Annotated in this window: 14 protein-coding genes and 1 pseudogene; 6 read left to right on the forward strand and 9 right to left on the reverse strand. The window is 71.3% G+C overall.

The annotated features are described in order from the left end of the window. Nucleotides 1-206 precede the first annotated feature (206 nt). From gcl to ACZ4NB_RS34835, 4 genes are all read right to left on the reverse strand, one after another. Nucleotides 207-1,988 carry a glyoxylate carboligase gene (gene gcl, locus ACZ4NB_RS34820; protein WP_467667048.1) on the reverse strand — a complete coding sequence of 594 codons (1,782 nt, stop codon included), beginning with the start codon at nt 1,986-1,988 and terminating at the stop codon, nt 207-209. A gap of 360 nt (nt 1,989-2,348) precedes the next feature. Further along, nucleotides 2,349-2,843, reverse strand: coding sequence for a cupin domain-containing protein (locus tag ACZ4NB_RS34825; RefSeq protein ID WP_467667049.1), 495 nt, complete (start codon nt 2,841-2,843; stop codon nt 2,349-2,351). A gap of 134 nt (nt 2,844-2,977) precedes the next feature. Further along, entirely contained in the window at nt 2,978-3,415 is a 438-nt protein-coding gene (locus tag ACZ4NB_RS34830; protein WP_467667050.1) for a VOC family protein, read from the reverse strand. A gap of 1 nt (nt 3,416) precedes the next feature. Further along, nucleotides 3,417-3,989 carry a DinB family protein gene (locus tag ACZ4NB_RS34835; RefSeq protein WP_467667051.1) on the reverse strand — a complete coding sequence of 191 codons (573 nt, stop codon included), beginning with the start codon at nt 3,987-3,989 and terminating at the stop codon, nt 3,417-3,419. A 62-nt stretch (nt 3,990-4,051) separates the two neighbouring features. Here ACZ4NB_RS34835 and ACZ4NB_RS34840 point away from each other — a divergent pair, with 62 nt between their 5' ends. Next, on the forward strand, nt 4,052-5,011 hold the full coding sequence (locus ACZ4NB_RS34840) for a helix-turn-helix transcriptional regulator (RefSeq protein WP_467667052.1): 960 nt from the start codon (nt 4,052-4,054) through the stop codon (nt 5,009-5,011). 218 nt (nt 5,012-5,229) lie between these two features. On the opposite strand, the gene ACZ4NB_RS34845 is transcribed toward ACZ4NB_RS34840, so the two are convergent. Both ACZ4NB_RS34845 and ACZ4NB_RS34850 read right to left on the reverse strand, forming a co-directional pair. Beyond that, nucleotides 5,230-5,715, reverse strand: a complete 486-nt coding sequence (locus ACZ4NB_RS34845) for a pyridoxamine 5'-phosphate oxidase family protein (protein ID WP_467667053.1) — start codon at nt 5,713-5,715, stop codon at nt 5,230-5,232. Between the two features lie 171 nt (nt 5,716-5,886). Continuing rightward, nucleotides 5,887-7,317, reverse strand: a complete 1,431-nt coding sequence (locus ACZ4NB_RS34850) for a globin domain-containing protein (protein ID WP_467667054.1) — start codon at nt 7,315-7,317, stop codon at nt 5,887-5,889. 169 nt (nt 7,318-7,486) lie between these two features. Between ACZ4NB_RS34850 and ACZ4NB_RS34855 the strand changes: the two genes are divergently transcribed. Further along, nucleotides 7,487-8,221 carry a response regulator gene (locus ACZ4NB_RS34855; protein ID WP_467667055.1) on the forward strand — a complete coding sequence of 245 codons (735 nt, stop codon included), beginning with the start codon at nt 7,487-7,489 and terminating at the stop codon, nt 8,219-8,221. Between the two features lie 151 nt (nt 8,222-8,372). Here the strand turns inward: ACZ4NB_RS34855 and ACZ4NB_RS34860 are convergent, their stop codons facing one another. Further along, on the reverse strand, nt 8,373-10,046 hold the full coding sequence (locus ACZ4NB_RS34860) for a sensor histidine kinase (RefSeq protein WP_467667104.1): 1,674 nt from the start codon (nt 10,044-10,046) through the stop codon (nt 8,373-8,375). 693 nt (nt 10,047-10,739) lie between these two features. Between ACZ4NB_RS34860 and ACZ4NB_RS34865 the strand changes: the two genes are divergently transcribed. Continuing rightward, nucleotides 10,740-11,579 carry a DUF1963 domain-containing protein gene (locus ACZ4NB_RS34865; RefSeq protein WP_467667056.1) on the forward strand — a complete coding sequence of 280 codons (840 nt, stop codon included), beginning with the start codon at nt 10,740-10,742 and terminating at the stop codon, nt 11,577-11,579. 157 nt (nt 11,580-11,736) lie between these two features. Here ACZ4NB_RS34865 and ACZ4NB_RS34870 read toward each other — a convergent pair whose 3' ends face one another. Beyond that, a complete protein-coding gene (locus ACZ4NB_RS34870) occupies nt 11,737-12,546 on the reverse strand; it encodes an alpha/beta fold hydrolase (RefSeq protein ID WP_467667057.1) in 810 nt (269 codons plus the stop codon). Between the two features lie 135 nt (nt 12,547-12,681). Between ACZ4NB_RS34870 and ACZ4NB_RS34875 the strand changes: the two genes are divergently transcribed. Further along, the gene (locus tag ACZ4NB_RS34875) at nt 12,682-13,050 is read left to right on the forward strand and encodes a MerR family transcriptional regulator (RefSeq protein WP_467667105.1); all 369 of its coding nucleotides are present in this window, start codon (nt 12,682-12,684) and stop codon (nt 13,048-13,050) included. A 135-nt stretch (nt 13,051-13,185) separates the two neighbouring features. Here ACZ4NB_RS34875 and ACZ4NB_RS34880 read toward each other — a convergent pair whose 3' ends face one another. After that, nucleotides 13,186-13,959, reverse strand: a complete 774-nt coding sequence (locus ACZ4NB_RS34880) for a HisA/HisF-related TIM barrel protein (RefSeq protein ID WP_467667058.1) — start codon at nt 13,957-13,959, stop codon at nt 13,186-13,188. Nucleotides 13,960-14,237: 278 nt separating this feature from the next. Between ACZ4NB_RS34880 and ACZ4NB_RS34885 the strand changes: the two are divergent. Next, a pseudogene (locus tag ACZ4NB_RS34885) lies at nt 14,238-14,534 on the forward strand (MerR family transcriptional regulator); the annotation flags it as partial. A gap of 282 nt (nt 14,535-14,816) precedes the next feature. Next, entirely contained in the window at nt 14,817-15,452 is a 636-nt protein-coding gene (locus ACZ4NB_RS34890; RefSeq protein ID WP_467667059.1) for a hypothetical protein, read from the forward strand. The last annotated feature ends 86 nt before the right edge of the window (nt 15,453-15,538 follow it).

Genomic DNA, 15,538 nt, shown 5'->3' on the forward strand with positions numbered 1-15,538 from the left:
CGCTCCAGCAACGCAAGCTCGGTGAACAGGATCGACAGATTGACGTTGAAGCGCGTGTCCGTGAAACCCATAAGGCCGGCGCTCCTTCCGGATAGCGGATTTTTGTTTCTGTTCTACGGGATAGTGGCGGCGCCGGGCGCGCCGGTCAAGCGCGCCCGGCCCACCGTCCGAGCCGGATCCGGGTCAGGTCCGGATCCGACCCGGGGTCAGGACTTGAGCGGCTTGATCGCGGTGGGAGCGTGACCCGGCTCGGTCGCGATCTCCTCCCACTCGTTGACGCTGGCGATGTCCGAGCCGCTCATCGAGATGTTGGTGATCCGCTCCAGAACGGCCTCGACGACGACCGGGACGCGGTGCTCGGCGGCCAGCTTCTTGGCCTCCTCGAAGGCGGCCCCCAGCTCGTTCGGGTCGGTGACCCGGATGGCCTTGCAGCCCAGGCCCTCGGCGACCTTGACGTGATCCACGCCGTAGACACCGATCTCCGGCGAGTTGATGTTCTCGAACTCCAGGTTGACCTGGAAGTTGATGTCGAGGTTGCGCTGCGCCTGGCGGATCAGGCCCAAGTACGCGTTGTTCACCAGGACATGGACGTAGGGGATCTTGTGCTGGGCGCCGACGGCCAGCTCCTCGATCATGAACTGGAAGTCGTAGTCGCCGGAGAGCGCGACGACCGGCGAATCCGGATCGGCGGTGGCGACACCCAGCGCGGCCGGGATGGTCCAGCCCAGCGGGCCGGCCTGGCCGCAGTTGATCCAGTGGCGCGGCTTGTAGACGTGCAGCATCTGGGCGCCGGCGATCTGGGAGAGGCCGATGGTGGTGACGTAGCGGGTCTCCGGGCCGAAGGCCTTGTTCATCTCCTCGTAGACGCGCTGCGGCTTCATCGGGATGTTGTCGAAGTGCGTACGACGCTGCAGCTCGGCCTTGCGCTCCTGGGTGGAGGCGGCCCAGGCGCTGCGGTCGGGCAGCTTGCCGGCGGCCTTGAGCTCCTTGGCCACCTCGACGAACAGCTCCAGCGCGGCCTTGGCGTCCGAGGCGATGCCGAAGTCCGGGGCGAAGATCTTGCCGATCTGGGTCGGCTCGATGTCGACGTGGACGAACTTGCGGCCCTGGGTGTAGACGTCCAGCTTGCCGGTGTGGCGGTTGGCCCAGCGGTTGCCGATGCCCAGGACGAAGTCGGACTCCAGGAAGTTCGCGTTGCCGTAGCGGTGCGAGGTCTGCAGGCCGACCATGCCCGCGTTCAGCTCGTGGTCGTCGGCGAGGATTCCCCAGCCCATCAGGGTGGGGACGACCGGGGTGCCGGTCAGCTCGGCGAACTCGACCAGCAGCTCGGAGGCGTCGGCGTTGATGATGCCGCCACCGGCGACGATCAGCGGGCGCTCGGACTCGTTGAGCAGCGCGATCGCCTTCTCGATCTGCGCCCGGGTCGCGGCGGGCTTAAAGGCCGGCAGCGGCTCGTACGTCTCGGGGTCGAAGTCGATCTCGGTCAGCTGGACATCGATCGGCAGGTCGATCAGGACCGGGCCGGGACGTCCGGAGCGCATCAGGTGGAATGCCTGCTGGAAGACACCGGGGACCTGCGCGGCCTCCATCACGGTGGTCGCGGCCTTGGTCACCGGCTTGGCGATCGAGGCGATGTCGACGGCCTGGAAGTCCTCCTTCTGGATCACCGCGGTCGGCGCCTGGCCGGTGATGCACAGGATCGGGATGGAGTCACCGATCGCGGAGTAGAGACCGGTGATCATGTCCGTGCCGGCCGGGCCGGAGGTGCCGATGCAGACACCGATGTTGCCCGGGTGGGTGCGGGTGTAGCCCTCCGCCATGTGCGAAGCGCCCTCGACGTGACGGGCCAGCGTGTGGTCGATCCCGCCCGCGCCCTTGAGCGCGGCGTAGAACGGGTTGATCGCGGCACCGGGCACTCCGAAGGCGTTGGTCACGCCCTCGCGCTTGAGGATCTCCACCGCGGCACGGGCGGCTGTCATTCGAGGCATCGAGTACTCCTGCGTCGACCTGTCACGGGCACGCTCCGGCCAAGGACCGGAGTTCCTTAATTCCGCATCATGGAATTAATGTTTTGCTTTATGGAAGGAAAGTAGAGCGCGCCGCATCGCCCGTCAAGGGGATGACGGGCGCCTGATGCCGGAATGTCCGCGATCGCGCGAGTTCGACGGGCGGCGCGAGGGCGCCGGCACCCCGGACATCCGGCGGCAAGCACGCAAAAGGGGCCCCACCCCTTACGGGGGTGGAGCCCCTGAGCCGCAGCGGAAGACCGCTCCTACCTGCCGGCCTCACGGCATCCTGGCTGTTCCCACGGCACCGCGGCAGCCGTCCCTACGACTCCGCGGCCGCCCCTACCGCACCGCGGAGGAAGGGCCCTGGTAGGAACGGGTCCGGTAACGGCTGCGGAACTCGGCCAGCAGCTCGTCGGTCACCTCGGCGCCGGCGCTCACGGCGGCGTGTACATCGCGGAAGTAGTCCTCGTAGCCGGCCGGCGTATAGAGGCACAGGGCACGCGCGGGCACCGATCCCGCATTGCGGAAGCCGTGCGGGGTGCCACGGGTGGCGGCGAGCAGATGACCGGGGCCGGCCGTCACCTCGCCGTCGCCCGTGTGGAGCGTCAACTCCCCTTCGAGAACGTAGAAGTACTCGTCGTGCCCATCGTGCACATGCGGCCTGGCACCTATGGTGCCGGGCGCGAGGCGGAACTCCTCGAAGGAGAAGTGCCCGCCGGTGTGTTCACCGGTGAGCTTGAAGAAGTGCTCGACGCCTGCGACGTCGAGGAGTTCACCGTCCTGGGGGCTGCGCAACAGCGGACGGGGGGCGGGAGTATGGGCCTCATCAGTCATGGCGGCATTGTTGCCCAGCAGACCTGCGCCGCGGCCCGAACGACCCCAAAACCGCACACCGGGCGGGCTCCGCTCACCACACCACTCCAAGCAGGCCCCCAGCCGGACACGGATCAGCCGGGACAGAGCACATTTCAGTCGAGGCAGAACTCATTGCCCTCGGGGTCGGCCATCACGATGTGTCCGGCGGCGAGCGGAGGAGCGGGCTCGAAGCGACAGAGCCGGGCGGCGCCGTGGGAGACGAGCCGCTCGGCCTCCTCTTCCAGGGCCGCCATCCGCGCGTCGCCCGCAAGCCCGGGGGCGCCTCGTACGTCGAGGTGCACGCGGTTCTTGGCCTGCTTGTGCTCCGGGACCCGCTGGAAGAACAGCCGCGGCCCGGAGCCCTCCGGGTCGACCACCGCCGAGGCGTCGTTGCGCCTCTCGGGCGGCACCCCCATCGCCTCCAGGGCCTGCTCCCACGACACGAACCCCTGGGGCGGGTCCTGGAGTTGGTAGCCGAGGGCCTCGGCCCAGAACGCCGCCAGCCCGGCCGGGTCGGCGCAGTCGAACGTGATCTGGATGTCGCGCGCCATCTCAGCTCGCCTCCCCGCGGGTGTGCAGGTGGAGGTCGCGCAGCAGGCACACCTCGGACAGATGGTGGATCAGCTCGCGGTTGATGTGCAGCACCAGCGACGCCATCGGACGCTCGCCCCACGGCGCCTCCGCGTCCCCGCACGGGCGCGCGAGGCCCGCGTCGCCGAGGGACTCGACCCCGGCCAGCCACGTGGCGTACTCCGCGTCGAGCTGGGCCAGCGCCTCGTCCGCGGTCGCCGCGTACGCGAACGACCGGTAGTCGGTGGCCGCGCGACCGAAGTGCGCGGCGTTGCGCATCGCGAGCACGCCGACGATCACGTGGCCGAGGCGCCAGGCGATCGTGGTGAACGGTCGCGGTTCGGGCTCCGGCATCGCGAAATCGATGGTCATCGCGCCGGACCCGGCCTGGACCGGTGCGCTGCCGGTGCCGCGCGGGCGCACGCTCCAGCAGTCGGGCGCCGGCTCCCAGAAGTACTCGTCGTCGGTGAGCCCGTCGAGGCGGTCGCGCAGCTGGTTGGTCCAGTGCCAGGAGATCTGGTCTCGGAGCAGGGGGTTCCACGTCTGGTCGGTCATGGGACCCAGCCTTGCGCATATAGCGGACAGCTTCGTTCCGTGATGCGTGGAACGATGGGCGCATGACCGTTGAGGCGACGACCGAACGGGTGCTGCGGCTGCTGGCGCTGCTGCAGCGCCGGCCGTCCTGGACCGCCGCCGAGCTCGCCGCGGAGCTGGGGGTCACCGACCGGTCGGTGCGCCGCGACGTGGAGCGGCTGCGTGCGGTCGGCTACCCCGTGCACGCGACGGCGGGCGTGGGCGGCGGCTACCAACTCGGCGCGGGCACCCGGCTGCCGCCGCTGCTCCTCGACGACGAGGAGGCGATCGCGACGGCGGTGTCCCTGCGGCTGGCGTCGGGCGGCACGGTCGCCGGGGCGGGCGAGGCCGCGCTGCGGGCGCTCGCGAAGCTCGACCAGGTGATGCCGCCCCGGCTGCGCGCCGAGGTGCGGGCCGTCCACGGCGCGACCGAGACCCTTGTCGGCCCCGGGGTGGAGATCGACGCGGAGCTGCTGGTGACGCTCGCGCGGGCCTGTCGCGACGCCGTACGGGTGCGCTTTCGCTATGCCGGACGCGACGGCGGGGAGCGCGAGCGCACGGTCGAGCCGGTGCGAATGGTCGCCACCAGCCGCCGCTGGTACCTGATGGCCTGGGACGTCGACCGCGACGACTGGCGCACCTTCCGGCTGGACCGGATGCGCGAGGCGGTGGCGACGACCTGGCGCTTCCGGGCCAGGGAGCATCCGGACCCGGTCGCCTACGTACAGCGGTCCGTGACCGGGGCGCCGTACCGCCATCTCGCCCGGGTACGGCTGCACGCCCGGCCCGACCAGGTACGGGAGCTGGTGCCGCCCCAGGTGGGGCGCGTCGAGGACGATCGCGACGGGTGGTGCGTGCTCGTCGCCGGCGGGGACGACCTGGACTGGCTCGCCCTGCACGTGGCCCGGCTGGGCTTCGAGGCGGAGGTGCTGGAGCCGCCCGAACTGCGGGAGGCCGCCGCCGCGCTCGCCCGCCGCCTCGCCGCGATGTCCGTGACCGGCTGACCGGCCGACTGGCCAACTGGCCGACCGGCCCAGCGGCGTGCCTGCGGCGGGAGCCCGTCCGAGCTCGTACCCCTGCTGATCAGTACCGGCGGCACGGCGGCTGGACGATCGGCCTCTCACCGCCCAGGCAGATGGATCGATAACCTTCCGCAATGGCCGTCTCCTCCCCCGCCTCTCGGCGCAGAACGGCACCGATCGCCGCACCGGCGATCGCACCACTAGTGGGACAGCCGCAGCCCTGTGACCAAGTCCGGGCGGATCCGCAGCGCGTAGGACATCCGGTGGTCGGCCCAGGGGTGCAGCAGCGCCTGATAGTGCGCCAGGTCGTCGGGATCGGTGACCAGGTGGCAGTAGCCGGTCACCACCACGCTCCAACCGCAGTGCGTGGTCGGGTCGATGGCGTCGGCCTCGTAGGCGACGACCACTCCCGCGTCCTCGGCGTGCTCGGTCAGGCTGGTCAGTGCCGCGCCCTCGTGGGTACGGATGATCACCTCGCCGTGGTGGAGGAGGTGGTTGACGGGGCGGATGGCCGGCAGCGCGTTCTGGGTGAAGACGATCCGGCCCAGCGACACGCTGCCCAACAGGCGGAGGGCCTCGGCTCGGTCCAGATCGGTGCCGCGGCGGGATGCCTCGCGGTCGGCCCAGGCCACCGGCGCGGAGTCGATGGCGTTCCCGGTGGTGTGCCGGGCCGGGATGTCGTTCACGGCGTGCTCCCTGTCCTGGTGACACTGCGGATGCGCTGGCTGGGCGCGGTGTTGATGACGCGCTGGGCTATCGGCCAGTAGACGTCCCTCGGCGGCCGCCCGCCAGGGCCGTTCGGCCCACCTCGGGCAGTGCGGCCGACGGCCCATGCGACGGTCGGGGCCGGGTCGGCGTCACCGCGCCGCTCCGGCCACCGCGCCGTCCTCCGTGTGCGCCGGGCAGCGGTCGGCCGGCGAGGTCAGCACGTCCGGCACCGGGTCGTGGCGGATCTGGTCGGCGGGCATGCCGGCCGCGGTCAGCCGCGCGACGGTGGCACCGACCATGGCCGGCGGACCGCTGACGAAGGCGACGTGCCGCGACCACCGCCGGTCCCGCGCCACCGCCTCGGCCAGGGGCCCGCATTCGGACAGCGGGTCGCTACTGCCCGGGGCGGCGTCCTCGTCCAGCACCCGGACCAACCGCAGCCGGTCGTGGCGCGTCGCCAACCGGGCCAGTGCCGCGGCGTCATACAGCTCGGCGCGGCTGCGGGCGCCGACGAAGAGGTGGACCCGGCCCGCCGGGCGCTGCGGAAGACCGGCGGTCCCGCGGCGGCGCCCCTCCCACTCCTCCAGCAGCGCCTTGATCGGCGCCCAGCCCGTGCCGCCCGCCACCATGAGCAGATCGCGCGAGCGGTCCTCGTCCTGGAGCGTCATCGTGCCGTGTGCCGGGCCCAGCCGCAGGGTGTCGCCGACCCGGGTGCCGTCGACCAGGGCCTCGCTGACGCCGCCGGGGCCGGTCCGCCGGACGTGGAGGGCCACCTCACCGTCGGCCACGGGCGCCGAGGCGAGCGAGTAGTGCCGCCACGCCTGCGGCATCAGCGGCGATGCGACCGCCGCGTACTGGCCGGCCCGGTACGGATACGGCTCGTGCGGCCGCACCCGCAGCACCGCGAGGTCCGGGCGGCGCCGCTCGTGGGCGGTCACCGTGCCCTGCCAGCACGGGGGTTCGGCGAGTGCGGCATCGGCGCCCTCGACCATCGACGCGACGGCGAACCGCAGCATCCGCACCCATGCCTGTTCCACCGCCTCGGCCCAGCGGGGCCCGGCGGTGCTCCGCAGCGCCGCGCACAGCGCCGTCTCGAACGCCTCGTAGTGCACCGGACGCACCCCGAGCTTGCGGTGGTCATGACCAAGCTGCCGGAAGTAGGCGGCCACCTCGGCGGGGCGGTGCAGATTCTCGATCAGGTACCAGAAGGCGCGGGCCAGATGAGCGCGCTGGAACTCCATGGACGCGGGGAACAGCGATCGCAGGTAGGGCCACCGGGCGAACATCTCGTCGTAGAGGCGGGCGATCAGCTCGCCGAACGGCGTGACCAGGTCGAGGTACTGGGTGATCAGCCGCTGGTCCGCGGCACCGTCGTAGGCGGCGGACGCTAAGTCCGGTGCGGGTGCCCGGCCCTGACCGAGGATGCGCTGCCGCAGCCGCATGGCGTCGTGCCGGGCGAGCAGGGCGTGGTACTCGCCGCCTACGGTATCCGCGGCGGGGCATCCGGACGGTACGGACGAAGCGGAACGCGGGGGCTGGTACGGCTGGCCGGGCTGGTACGGCTGGCTGGGCTGATGCATGGGGGCGACCTCCTGACGGGGGGCGTCAGTATCGCAACGCGGTGCCGTGCCCGAAGGGCCCCGATCCCCCAGGGCCGTTCGGCCCTTGCGCCGGCCGCCGGGCCCGACGAACCTCGTGGTCGGGACCGTTGTGCCCCGCCGAACCGCGAGAACCACAGAGCGAGAGTGCATGAACCAGCAGCCCGTTCACCCTGCCCCCGACGCATCCGCCGGCGCCCCCGATGCGCCGCTGCGCGTCTTCATCCTCGACGACCACGAGGTGGTCCGCCGCGGAGTACGGGACCTTCTGGAGGCGGAGGAGGACATAGCGGTCGTCGGGGAGGCGGGGGACGCCCGGCAGGCCCTCGCCCGGGTGCCGGCGATCCGGCCGCAGGTGGCCGTCCTGGATGTCCGGCTCGGCGGCACCGGCGGGCCCGAAGGCGATCACGAAGGGATCGTGGTCTGCCGGGAGTTGCGGGCCCGCATGCCGGAGCTGGCGTGCCTGATGTTGACGTCCTTCGACGACGACGAGGCGCTGTTCGACGCCATCATGGCCGGGGCGGCCGGCTACGTACTCAAGCAGATCGACGGCAGTGCGCTGGTGCAGGCGATCCGCACGGTCGCGGCGGGGCAGTCGATGCTGGATCCGCGCACCGCGACCCGGGTGATGGAGCGACTGCGCGAGCCGGGCCGGGGCCGGGCGGCCGAGGCGGAGACGTCCGAACTCGGCCTGCTCTCACCGCGCGAGCGGCAGGTGTTGGACCTGATCGGCGAGGGATTGACGAACCGTCAGATCGCGGACCGGCTGTTCCTCTCGGAGAAGACGGTCAAGAACCGGGTGTCCGCGATCCTGTCCAAGCTGGGGGTGGGCCGCCGGGTCCAGGCGGCGATGGTCGTCGAACGGCTGAAGGGGCCACGGGCATGACAGTGGGCCCGCGGGACCACCCCCAGGCGCCTGACCCGCCGCTCCCGGGGTGCCGCGAGCCGAACGGCGCCCGGCGTCACGCGGTTCCCGACCCCCTCCCCGCGTCCGGCACCGGAACGGACCGGCGAGTCGGGCAGCGGCACGGGCCGGGTCAGCCGGGCAGCGGCACCCGCCATACGATGCGGGTGCCCCCGCCCTCCGGCCTCTCGACGGCCAGCCGACCGCCGTGCATATCGGCGCGGGCCAGCATGTTGGCCAGCCCCCCGGTGTGCGGTGCGTCCCCGACGCCCACCCCGTCGTCCGTCACCGTCAGCGTCACCGCGTCCACGGTCGCCGACAGGGTCACGTCCAGGTGGCGGGCGCGGGCGTGGCGGGCGGCGTTACTGAGCGCCTCCGCGGTCACCGCCACCAGGTGCTGGGACAGTTCGTCTGGGACCGCGGCGTCAACCGGGCCGTCGATCCGGAGCGCCGGGCTGAAGCCGAGGGGGCCGGTCGCCCGCTGCACGGTCTCGGTCAGGTCGCGGCGCAGACCGCGGCCGCCCTTGCCGTCCCCGGTGGTGCGCAGCCCGAAGATGGTGGAGCGGATGATTTTGATGGTGGTGTCCAGATCGCTGACCGCACGGCCGACCCGTTCGGCGGCCTCCGGACGGTCGATCAGCCGGGTCGCACTCTGCAGGGTGATGCCGGTCGCGAACAGCCGCTGAATGGCGAGGTCGTGCAGATCCCGGGCGATCCGGTCACGGTCGTGAAGGACCGTCAGTTCCTCCGACTCGTCCCGACGACGAGCGAGTTCGAGCGCTATCACGGCCTGGTCGGCGAAGCCCGATATCAGGGTGACCTCGGCGTCGTCGAAGGCGGGTCGCCCGGCCAGGCGGCTCAGCCGCAGTGCCCCGCAGCCGGTGTCCACCTGGAGCGGGACGGCGACCGTCGGCCCGTACGCTTCGATGGGCTCTCCGTTCAGCGCCGCGCCGTGCGACTCTGCTTCCCCGGGCGGGTGCGCGGCCTCGGCGCCGGGAGCGTCCGGACCGAGCGGGTACGCCCGTGGGTCGGCCCGCAGATCGGCGCTGACCACTGGTCGGCCGCTGCGGACGGCCATCCCGGGCAGTGATCCGTCGGCCGGTACGCGCAGCCCCAGGATCCGGCTCGCGCCCGTACCGCACGCCACCGCCACCGCCAGCTGGTCCGCGGACGAGGGCGCCGGCAACAGGACCGCCGCGCAGTCCGCGCCGGCGACGTCCTGTGCGCGCTGGGCGATCAGCCGCAGCACCTCGTCGGCGTCGGTACCGGAGAGCAGGCTGCGGGTGATCTCGCCCAGTGCCTCCAACCACCGTTCGCGGCGGCGGCTCTCGTGGTACATGCGGGCGTTGTCGATCGCCACCCCCGCCGCGATGGACAGTGTGGTCAACACGGCCTCGTCGTCGGCGTCGAACGAGCCACCGCCCCGCTTCTCGGTGAGGTAGAGATTGCCGAACACCTCGTCGCGGACCCGGACCGGCACTCCCAGGAACGTCCGCATCGGGGGATGGTTGGCCGGAAAGCCATAGCTGTGCGGATGCCGGGTGAGATCGGTGAGCCGCAGCGGCGCCGGGTTGCGGATCAGCTCCCCGAGGATGCCGCGACCGCACGGCGTCCGGCCGATCAGCCCGATGAGCTCGTCCGACATCCCGACGGGCAGGAACTGCGAGAGCTGTCCGTCGCCGACCACGCCCAGTGCCCCGTACTCCGCGTCGGCAAGGGTGACCGCCGCCTCCACGATGCCCCTGAGCACCTGCGGGAGTTCGAGCCCCCGCCCCAGGCTCATCACGGCGTCGAGCAGGCTGCGCATCCGGTCCGGTGCAGGGAGCTGCGGCCCGTGCGGACCGCTCGCGGCCGGTGCGTACTGCTGCGATTCGGACATGCCCGTGCTGCTCCAAAGATCCCGTACGTCTGCCCGGAAGCGTACGTGATCACCGCGGCGGCGCCGGCGGGCACCGGCGCCGACCGGCCATTCGCAGCCGTCCGCAATGGGGTCCGACCGTCCCGTTGCCGAGGGCCGATCGCGGTCTGAGGGAGGGCCGTTCGGCCCTGGGGTCGGCGCAGCTGTCCGGCTGACGATGTGTCTGCCGGGAAGGGCCGGCCTCCCCCGTGCCAATGGCTCTTCCCGGCTCCGGCCGCTCCCGGCCCGGTTCACGTTTCCGAGGTGGAGGACACAGCACGGTGAATGGTGGGGAAGTACGGACGACGGTCGGAGTCGGCAGACGGTAGCCAAGCCAACGGCTTCGCTGGCGACGGCGGTCGGGCGTCGGCGGTCAGGCGTCAGCTCTCGGGGGTCGGCCGCCAGCCGCCAGCCACCAGCCGTCAGCCGCCAGCCGCCAGCCACCAGCCGTCAGCCAAGGAGCTCATGAATCGTGTCCGCGGCGATTCTGGCCGCGGGCGGCTCCGGACGTGAGCCGGCGGCAGGCCCCGCCGATGGGCAGCCCCGCGAGATGGCACCAGCTTGTCCCCACCGACTGTCAGAGGCGGGTGGTTGACTGCCCGTATGGATCCAGAGACCACCCGCTCCGCCCTCCGTGACTTCTGTGCCGATCGACTCGGCACAGGTCTCGCCGCCGGCCTGGTCCGCCTCGCCCGACCCGGATTCGCGCTCGCCGAGGCCGGTCCCGGCGAAGCCGCCGGCCACAGCCGGTTCGGCGGCCGGGCGATGCTCGAACCGGGCACGCCCTGGCCGACATGCGACGGCTTTCCGCTGAGCCTGATCGCCGTCCTCGACGTCGACGCCTTGGCCCCCTGGCTCGGCGACGTCCTCCCCGCGGGGACGGGCCTGCTCAACTTCTTCTCTCTGGACACCGACTCCGAGCAGTGCGACCCCGCCTCCTACGAGCTGGCGATCAAGTACAACTCCTTCGACCCGCAAAGGGGCAAGGTGATCGCAGCCCGTTCCGCACACGCCGTCGAGACGCACCCACCTGCCCGGTCGAGCGTCTTCGACCCGGTCGCCTGGGCGGCCACCCCCGGCTTCGACTTCCCCGACACCTGGGACCCGGCCTGGCACGCCCTGGACCTGGGCCCCGAGGCCGACCACATGGCCCGGGCCATGCCCGGTCAGCACGTCGAGGAGTTGCTCACCGACTGGTCCAAGCGGCCCGGGGCGCTCGATTCCGAGGACATGGCCTTTGGCTGGCCGAAGTTCCCCACGGGGAGTTCGCCGATGGTGCCGTGGGGCGAGGACCCGACCGTCTACCACCACCTCCTCCAGCTGTCGGGACAGGACGAGTGGTACCTCGGCGGCGACGGCGGCTGGATGCACTGGTCGATACCCACCGATGCGCTACGAACCGGCGACTTCCGCCGAGCCATTCCGACCCCGGACATTTGGTAGCCACCGGACGAGCGGATTCGGTCGGTAGCGGGCTCTGTCCGTAGCGGGCTCTGTCCGTAGCAGGCTCTGTCCGTAGCAGGCTCTTTCGGTAGCGGGCTCTGTCGGTAGCAGCGTCTGTCGGTAGCGGCATCGACACCGACGACCGGCCGGCTGGGTGTCAGGAGGCCGTCTCGGCGAGGAACCGTCGTACGTGCCCCAGCCACACCGCCCGGTCCGCCTCGTCCAGGACGTGCGCGCCGCCAGGGATCTCGACCGTCGTGGCGCCGGGAATGCCCGCGGCGAGTCGACGCGGGCTGTCGGGCAGCACCAGCCGGTCGCCGGTCGGCACCGCCACCAGGGTGGGCACGCGTATGTGGCCGAGGTCGTCGCGGACGTCCAGGCGCGTGATCAGCTCGAAGTGGGCCAGGACTCCAGCGGGCATCGCGGCCAGCGCTCCGTCGACGGCCCTCTCGACGTTCTCCGGGGACATCGCGGCCAGCTGTCGCTCCGAAAGGCAGGACAGCAGCGCGAGCCGGGCCACGGCCCGCCACTCGCCCGCCGCCCCAAGGGCGGCGAAGAGCTGCGCCGCGCCCCCGACCACGGGGTCGGCGACCGCGAATCCGGCGGTGAGCACGAGGGCCGTGACGCGTTCGGGGTGTCGGGTCGCGGCCCGAACCGCCACTGCGGAGCCCAGCGATTCACCGATCACGGCGAACCGCTCGTGCCCGTTGTCGACGGCGGACGCCACGATGGCGTCGGCGAGCGCGTCGAGGTCGAGCGGCGCGTCCGGGAGGGGCGTACGACCCACGCCCGGGTAGGACGGACCGATCGTCGTGTGGTCCCGCCCCCAATCGTCAAGCACGAGACCGAAGTTGCCTTCGATGCCGCCGCCGGCCCCGTGCGCGAGCAGCAGCGCGGGCCCGTTGCCCCGTACGTCGACATCGAGCTGGTAGCGCTGCGTCTGGAGAAATGCCTGTTCAGAAGCCATGTCCAGGACGTTAAACTCTGACATTGATGTCAGAGTCAAGTCATTCAAAGTGAAGCCGTTCAAAGCGAAACCGTTCAGAGTCAAGCTGTTCAGAGTCATGTCTCTGAGTCGGGGGAAGAGATAGCTCCGATGCGGATGAAGGAGATGGCCCAGCGTTCCGGCGTGCACGAACGCTCGTTGCGCTACTACGAGAAGCAGGGCCTGCTCACTCCCCAGCGCCTTTCCAGCGGCTACCGCGAGTACAGCGAGGCGGACCTGGAGACCGTGCGCCGCATCCGCTGCCTGCTGATGGCCGGGTTGTCGACCGCCGTCATCGCACAGGTCCTGCCCTGTATCCGCGACGACGACGGCCGTCTCGCGCCGACCTGCCCCGACCTGGTCGGTCAGCTGAGAGCCGAACGGGAGCGCATGACCCGCGAGATCGAGGCACTGAACACCTCCCGCGCTCTCCTCGACACCGTCCTGGCTGCCGCACCCCGGGAATTGGCCCGCCAGGCCGACTGAGGCCGGGCTGTCCCATTGGTGGCCGCGACCGTGCGCCGAACGCGCGCCGGTGTCCTGCGGCCCAAGTCGGGTTGCGCGTGATCGGCGACGAGCTGACGGCACCGTACGGAGAATCCGTGAACGTCGGCATACCCGCTACCCACTGCTGGCCACGCAGGCCAACGCCTGGGAGAGGTGGAAGGCCCCGGTGTACAGGGCGCGGCCGATGAGAGCGCCGTCGACTCCGTACGGGGCCAGTGCGGCCACTGCGCGCAGATCGTCCAAGGTGGCGATACCCCCCGCGGCCAGCACGGCAGCAGCAGTCCGGTGGCACACGTCGCTGATGAGTTCCAGGTTGGGGCTGGCGAGGCTTCCTTCCCGGCTGACGTCGGTGACCACGTAGCGGGCGCAGCCGGCGTCGTCGAGCATGGTGAGCGCGCTCCACAGGTCGCCGGCGTCGGCGCCACGCCCCGGCCCGGCCAGGCGCGGGCCGCGATCGGTCAGGTGGACCGGCAGGCTCACGCCGACCCGCTCGCCGTGCCGGGCGATGGCCTTCGCGCACCAGCGGAGGTCGGTCAGGGCGCCGCGGCCGAGGTGGAAGCGGGCGCAACCGGCGGCAAGTACGCGTTCAAGGGCAGCCTCGTCGTCGACGCCGGCCCGGCACATCAGCTGGACATCGATGCTGACGGCCTCGATGACGCGCTGGGCCTGCCCGAGGTCGACGCCCCCGTCCTCCTCTTCGGCCATCACCAGGTGCAACCACCTGGCGCCCTGCTCCTCAAAGGCCAACGCCGCCTCCAACGGATCACACCGGTCGAGTTCCGGCACCAGACCGTCCCCGACCAGGTGCACCACCCGGCCACCGGCCACATGCACCGACGGAAAGAGCTCGAACCTGGCCCCGGCACCGGGCTCCTGTGCAGAAGCCACCGCCTGCGAACGTCGCGGCATCCTCGCCACCGTTCCCCTTCTCACGACCGAATTCTCGCGACCGAACAACCCACACCGCCGGCGCCACGGTAGGAGCCGTCCATCCCAGCCGTATACGGTGCAAAACCGTCACCCCGACCCGCCCCCGCGCCCGCATCCCCACCTGGCAATGGACGGGGCCGCAGGCGCCCCACCGACCCAGAGCAGCGCTCGCGCTCACTGCGGCCACGTAGCTTCTTGACCCTCACACCGTGTCAGGCGCTGCACTTGGAGACACCATGTTCACCATCGGAGACTTCGCCCGGCACGGCCGCGTCTCGGTCCGGATGCTGCGCCACTACGACGCGACCGGACTGCTGCGCCCGGCCCATGTCGACCCCGCGACCGGCTACCGCTACTACGCCGCCGCCCAACTCGCCCGGCTCAACCGAGTCATCGCGCTCAAGGACCTCGGCTTCACCCTCCAGCAGGTGCGGGACGTCGTGGAGGAGAAGGTTGCCGCGGAGGAGCTGCGCGGCATGCTGCGGCTGCGGCGCGCCGAGCTGGAGACCGCCATGATTTCGCTGGATCGACGGCAACGGCTACCAGTCGGCCGGATACCCCGGGAGATCAACCTGGAGTGCCCGGAGAACCGCGACGACTGGGTGACGGAACTTCAGTCACCGGTGACCCGGGGCTGACCTGCGAGGACCACGGTCGGATGGCCGGGGCCCGCTGCGGCCCCGACCACCCGGCCACCCGACCCCATGTCGTCGCTGGAGCCTTGGAAATCACGCAGGGTACCTTCGAGCGAAACCGGTCGGAAGCCAGGCACGCCTTGAGTCGGCCGACGGCCTTGCTGAACGTGAGGGAGCACCTTGATCTCGGAGTACCAGCAGCAATTGCGCGAACGCTTCCTTTCCGCCCCCGAGATTTCTCCGCCCGCTCCCTGGCGCCCGGTCCTGAACCGGCGGAAGCCCATTGGCGGCCTGCTCGGCATCGGCTTCGCCATCGCCCCCGACACCGGCCACGACCTGGTCATGGTGGTCTCGGCCGCCGGGCACGGGCTCTTCGACACCCTTACCGGCGAGAAGATGGCCAGGGACCGCGACCCTGATCCCGACGACAGCACCCCGGACGCAGTGCCTGACCTGTCATGCCCCGGACTCGGACCGATCGCCGGGACCCGAGTGCGCATCGCCGGACTCTTCGGAGGCGGCCTCCACACCACCACTTCCGACGGCTGGAGCCTGGAAATCGTCAGCCCCGAATGGCCGCACCACCGGGTCCTGCTCTCCACAGACGGAGGAATGCCCCACCGCGGACCGCACGGCGAGCGCTGGTGGCACATCTTCGACTCCAACTACTCAGAACTGCGGACCGCCGGCTTCTCCCCCTCCGGACGCACCCTGGCCGTCGCCACCAGCAGCGACCTCACCCTCTGGACCCGTCCAACTGCCGCAGCAGACCCGACGGTTACCGTCGACGCATCACGCGCGAGGACCTCGCCATGATGCTCAACGAGGCAACGAGGCAAGCGTGATGGACTCACATAACGCACTCGCGTAACGAAGGAGCATGACAGCACGGCACAGCACGG

It is taken from the genome of Streptomyces sp. NPDC026575 (assembly GCF_055567415.1).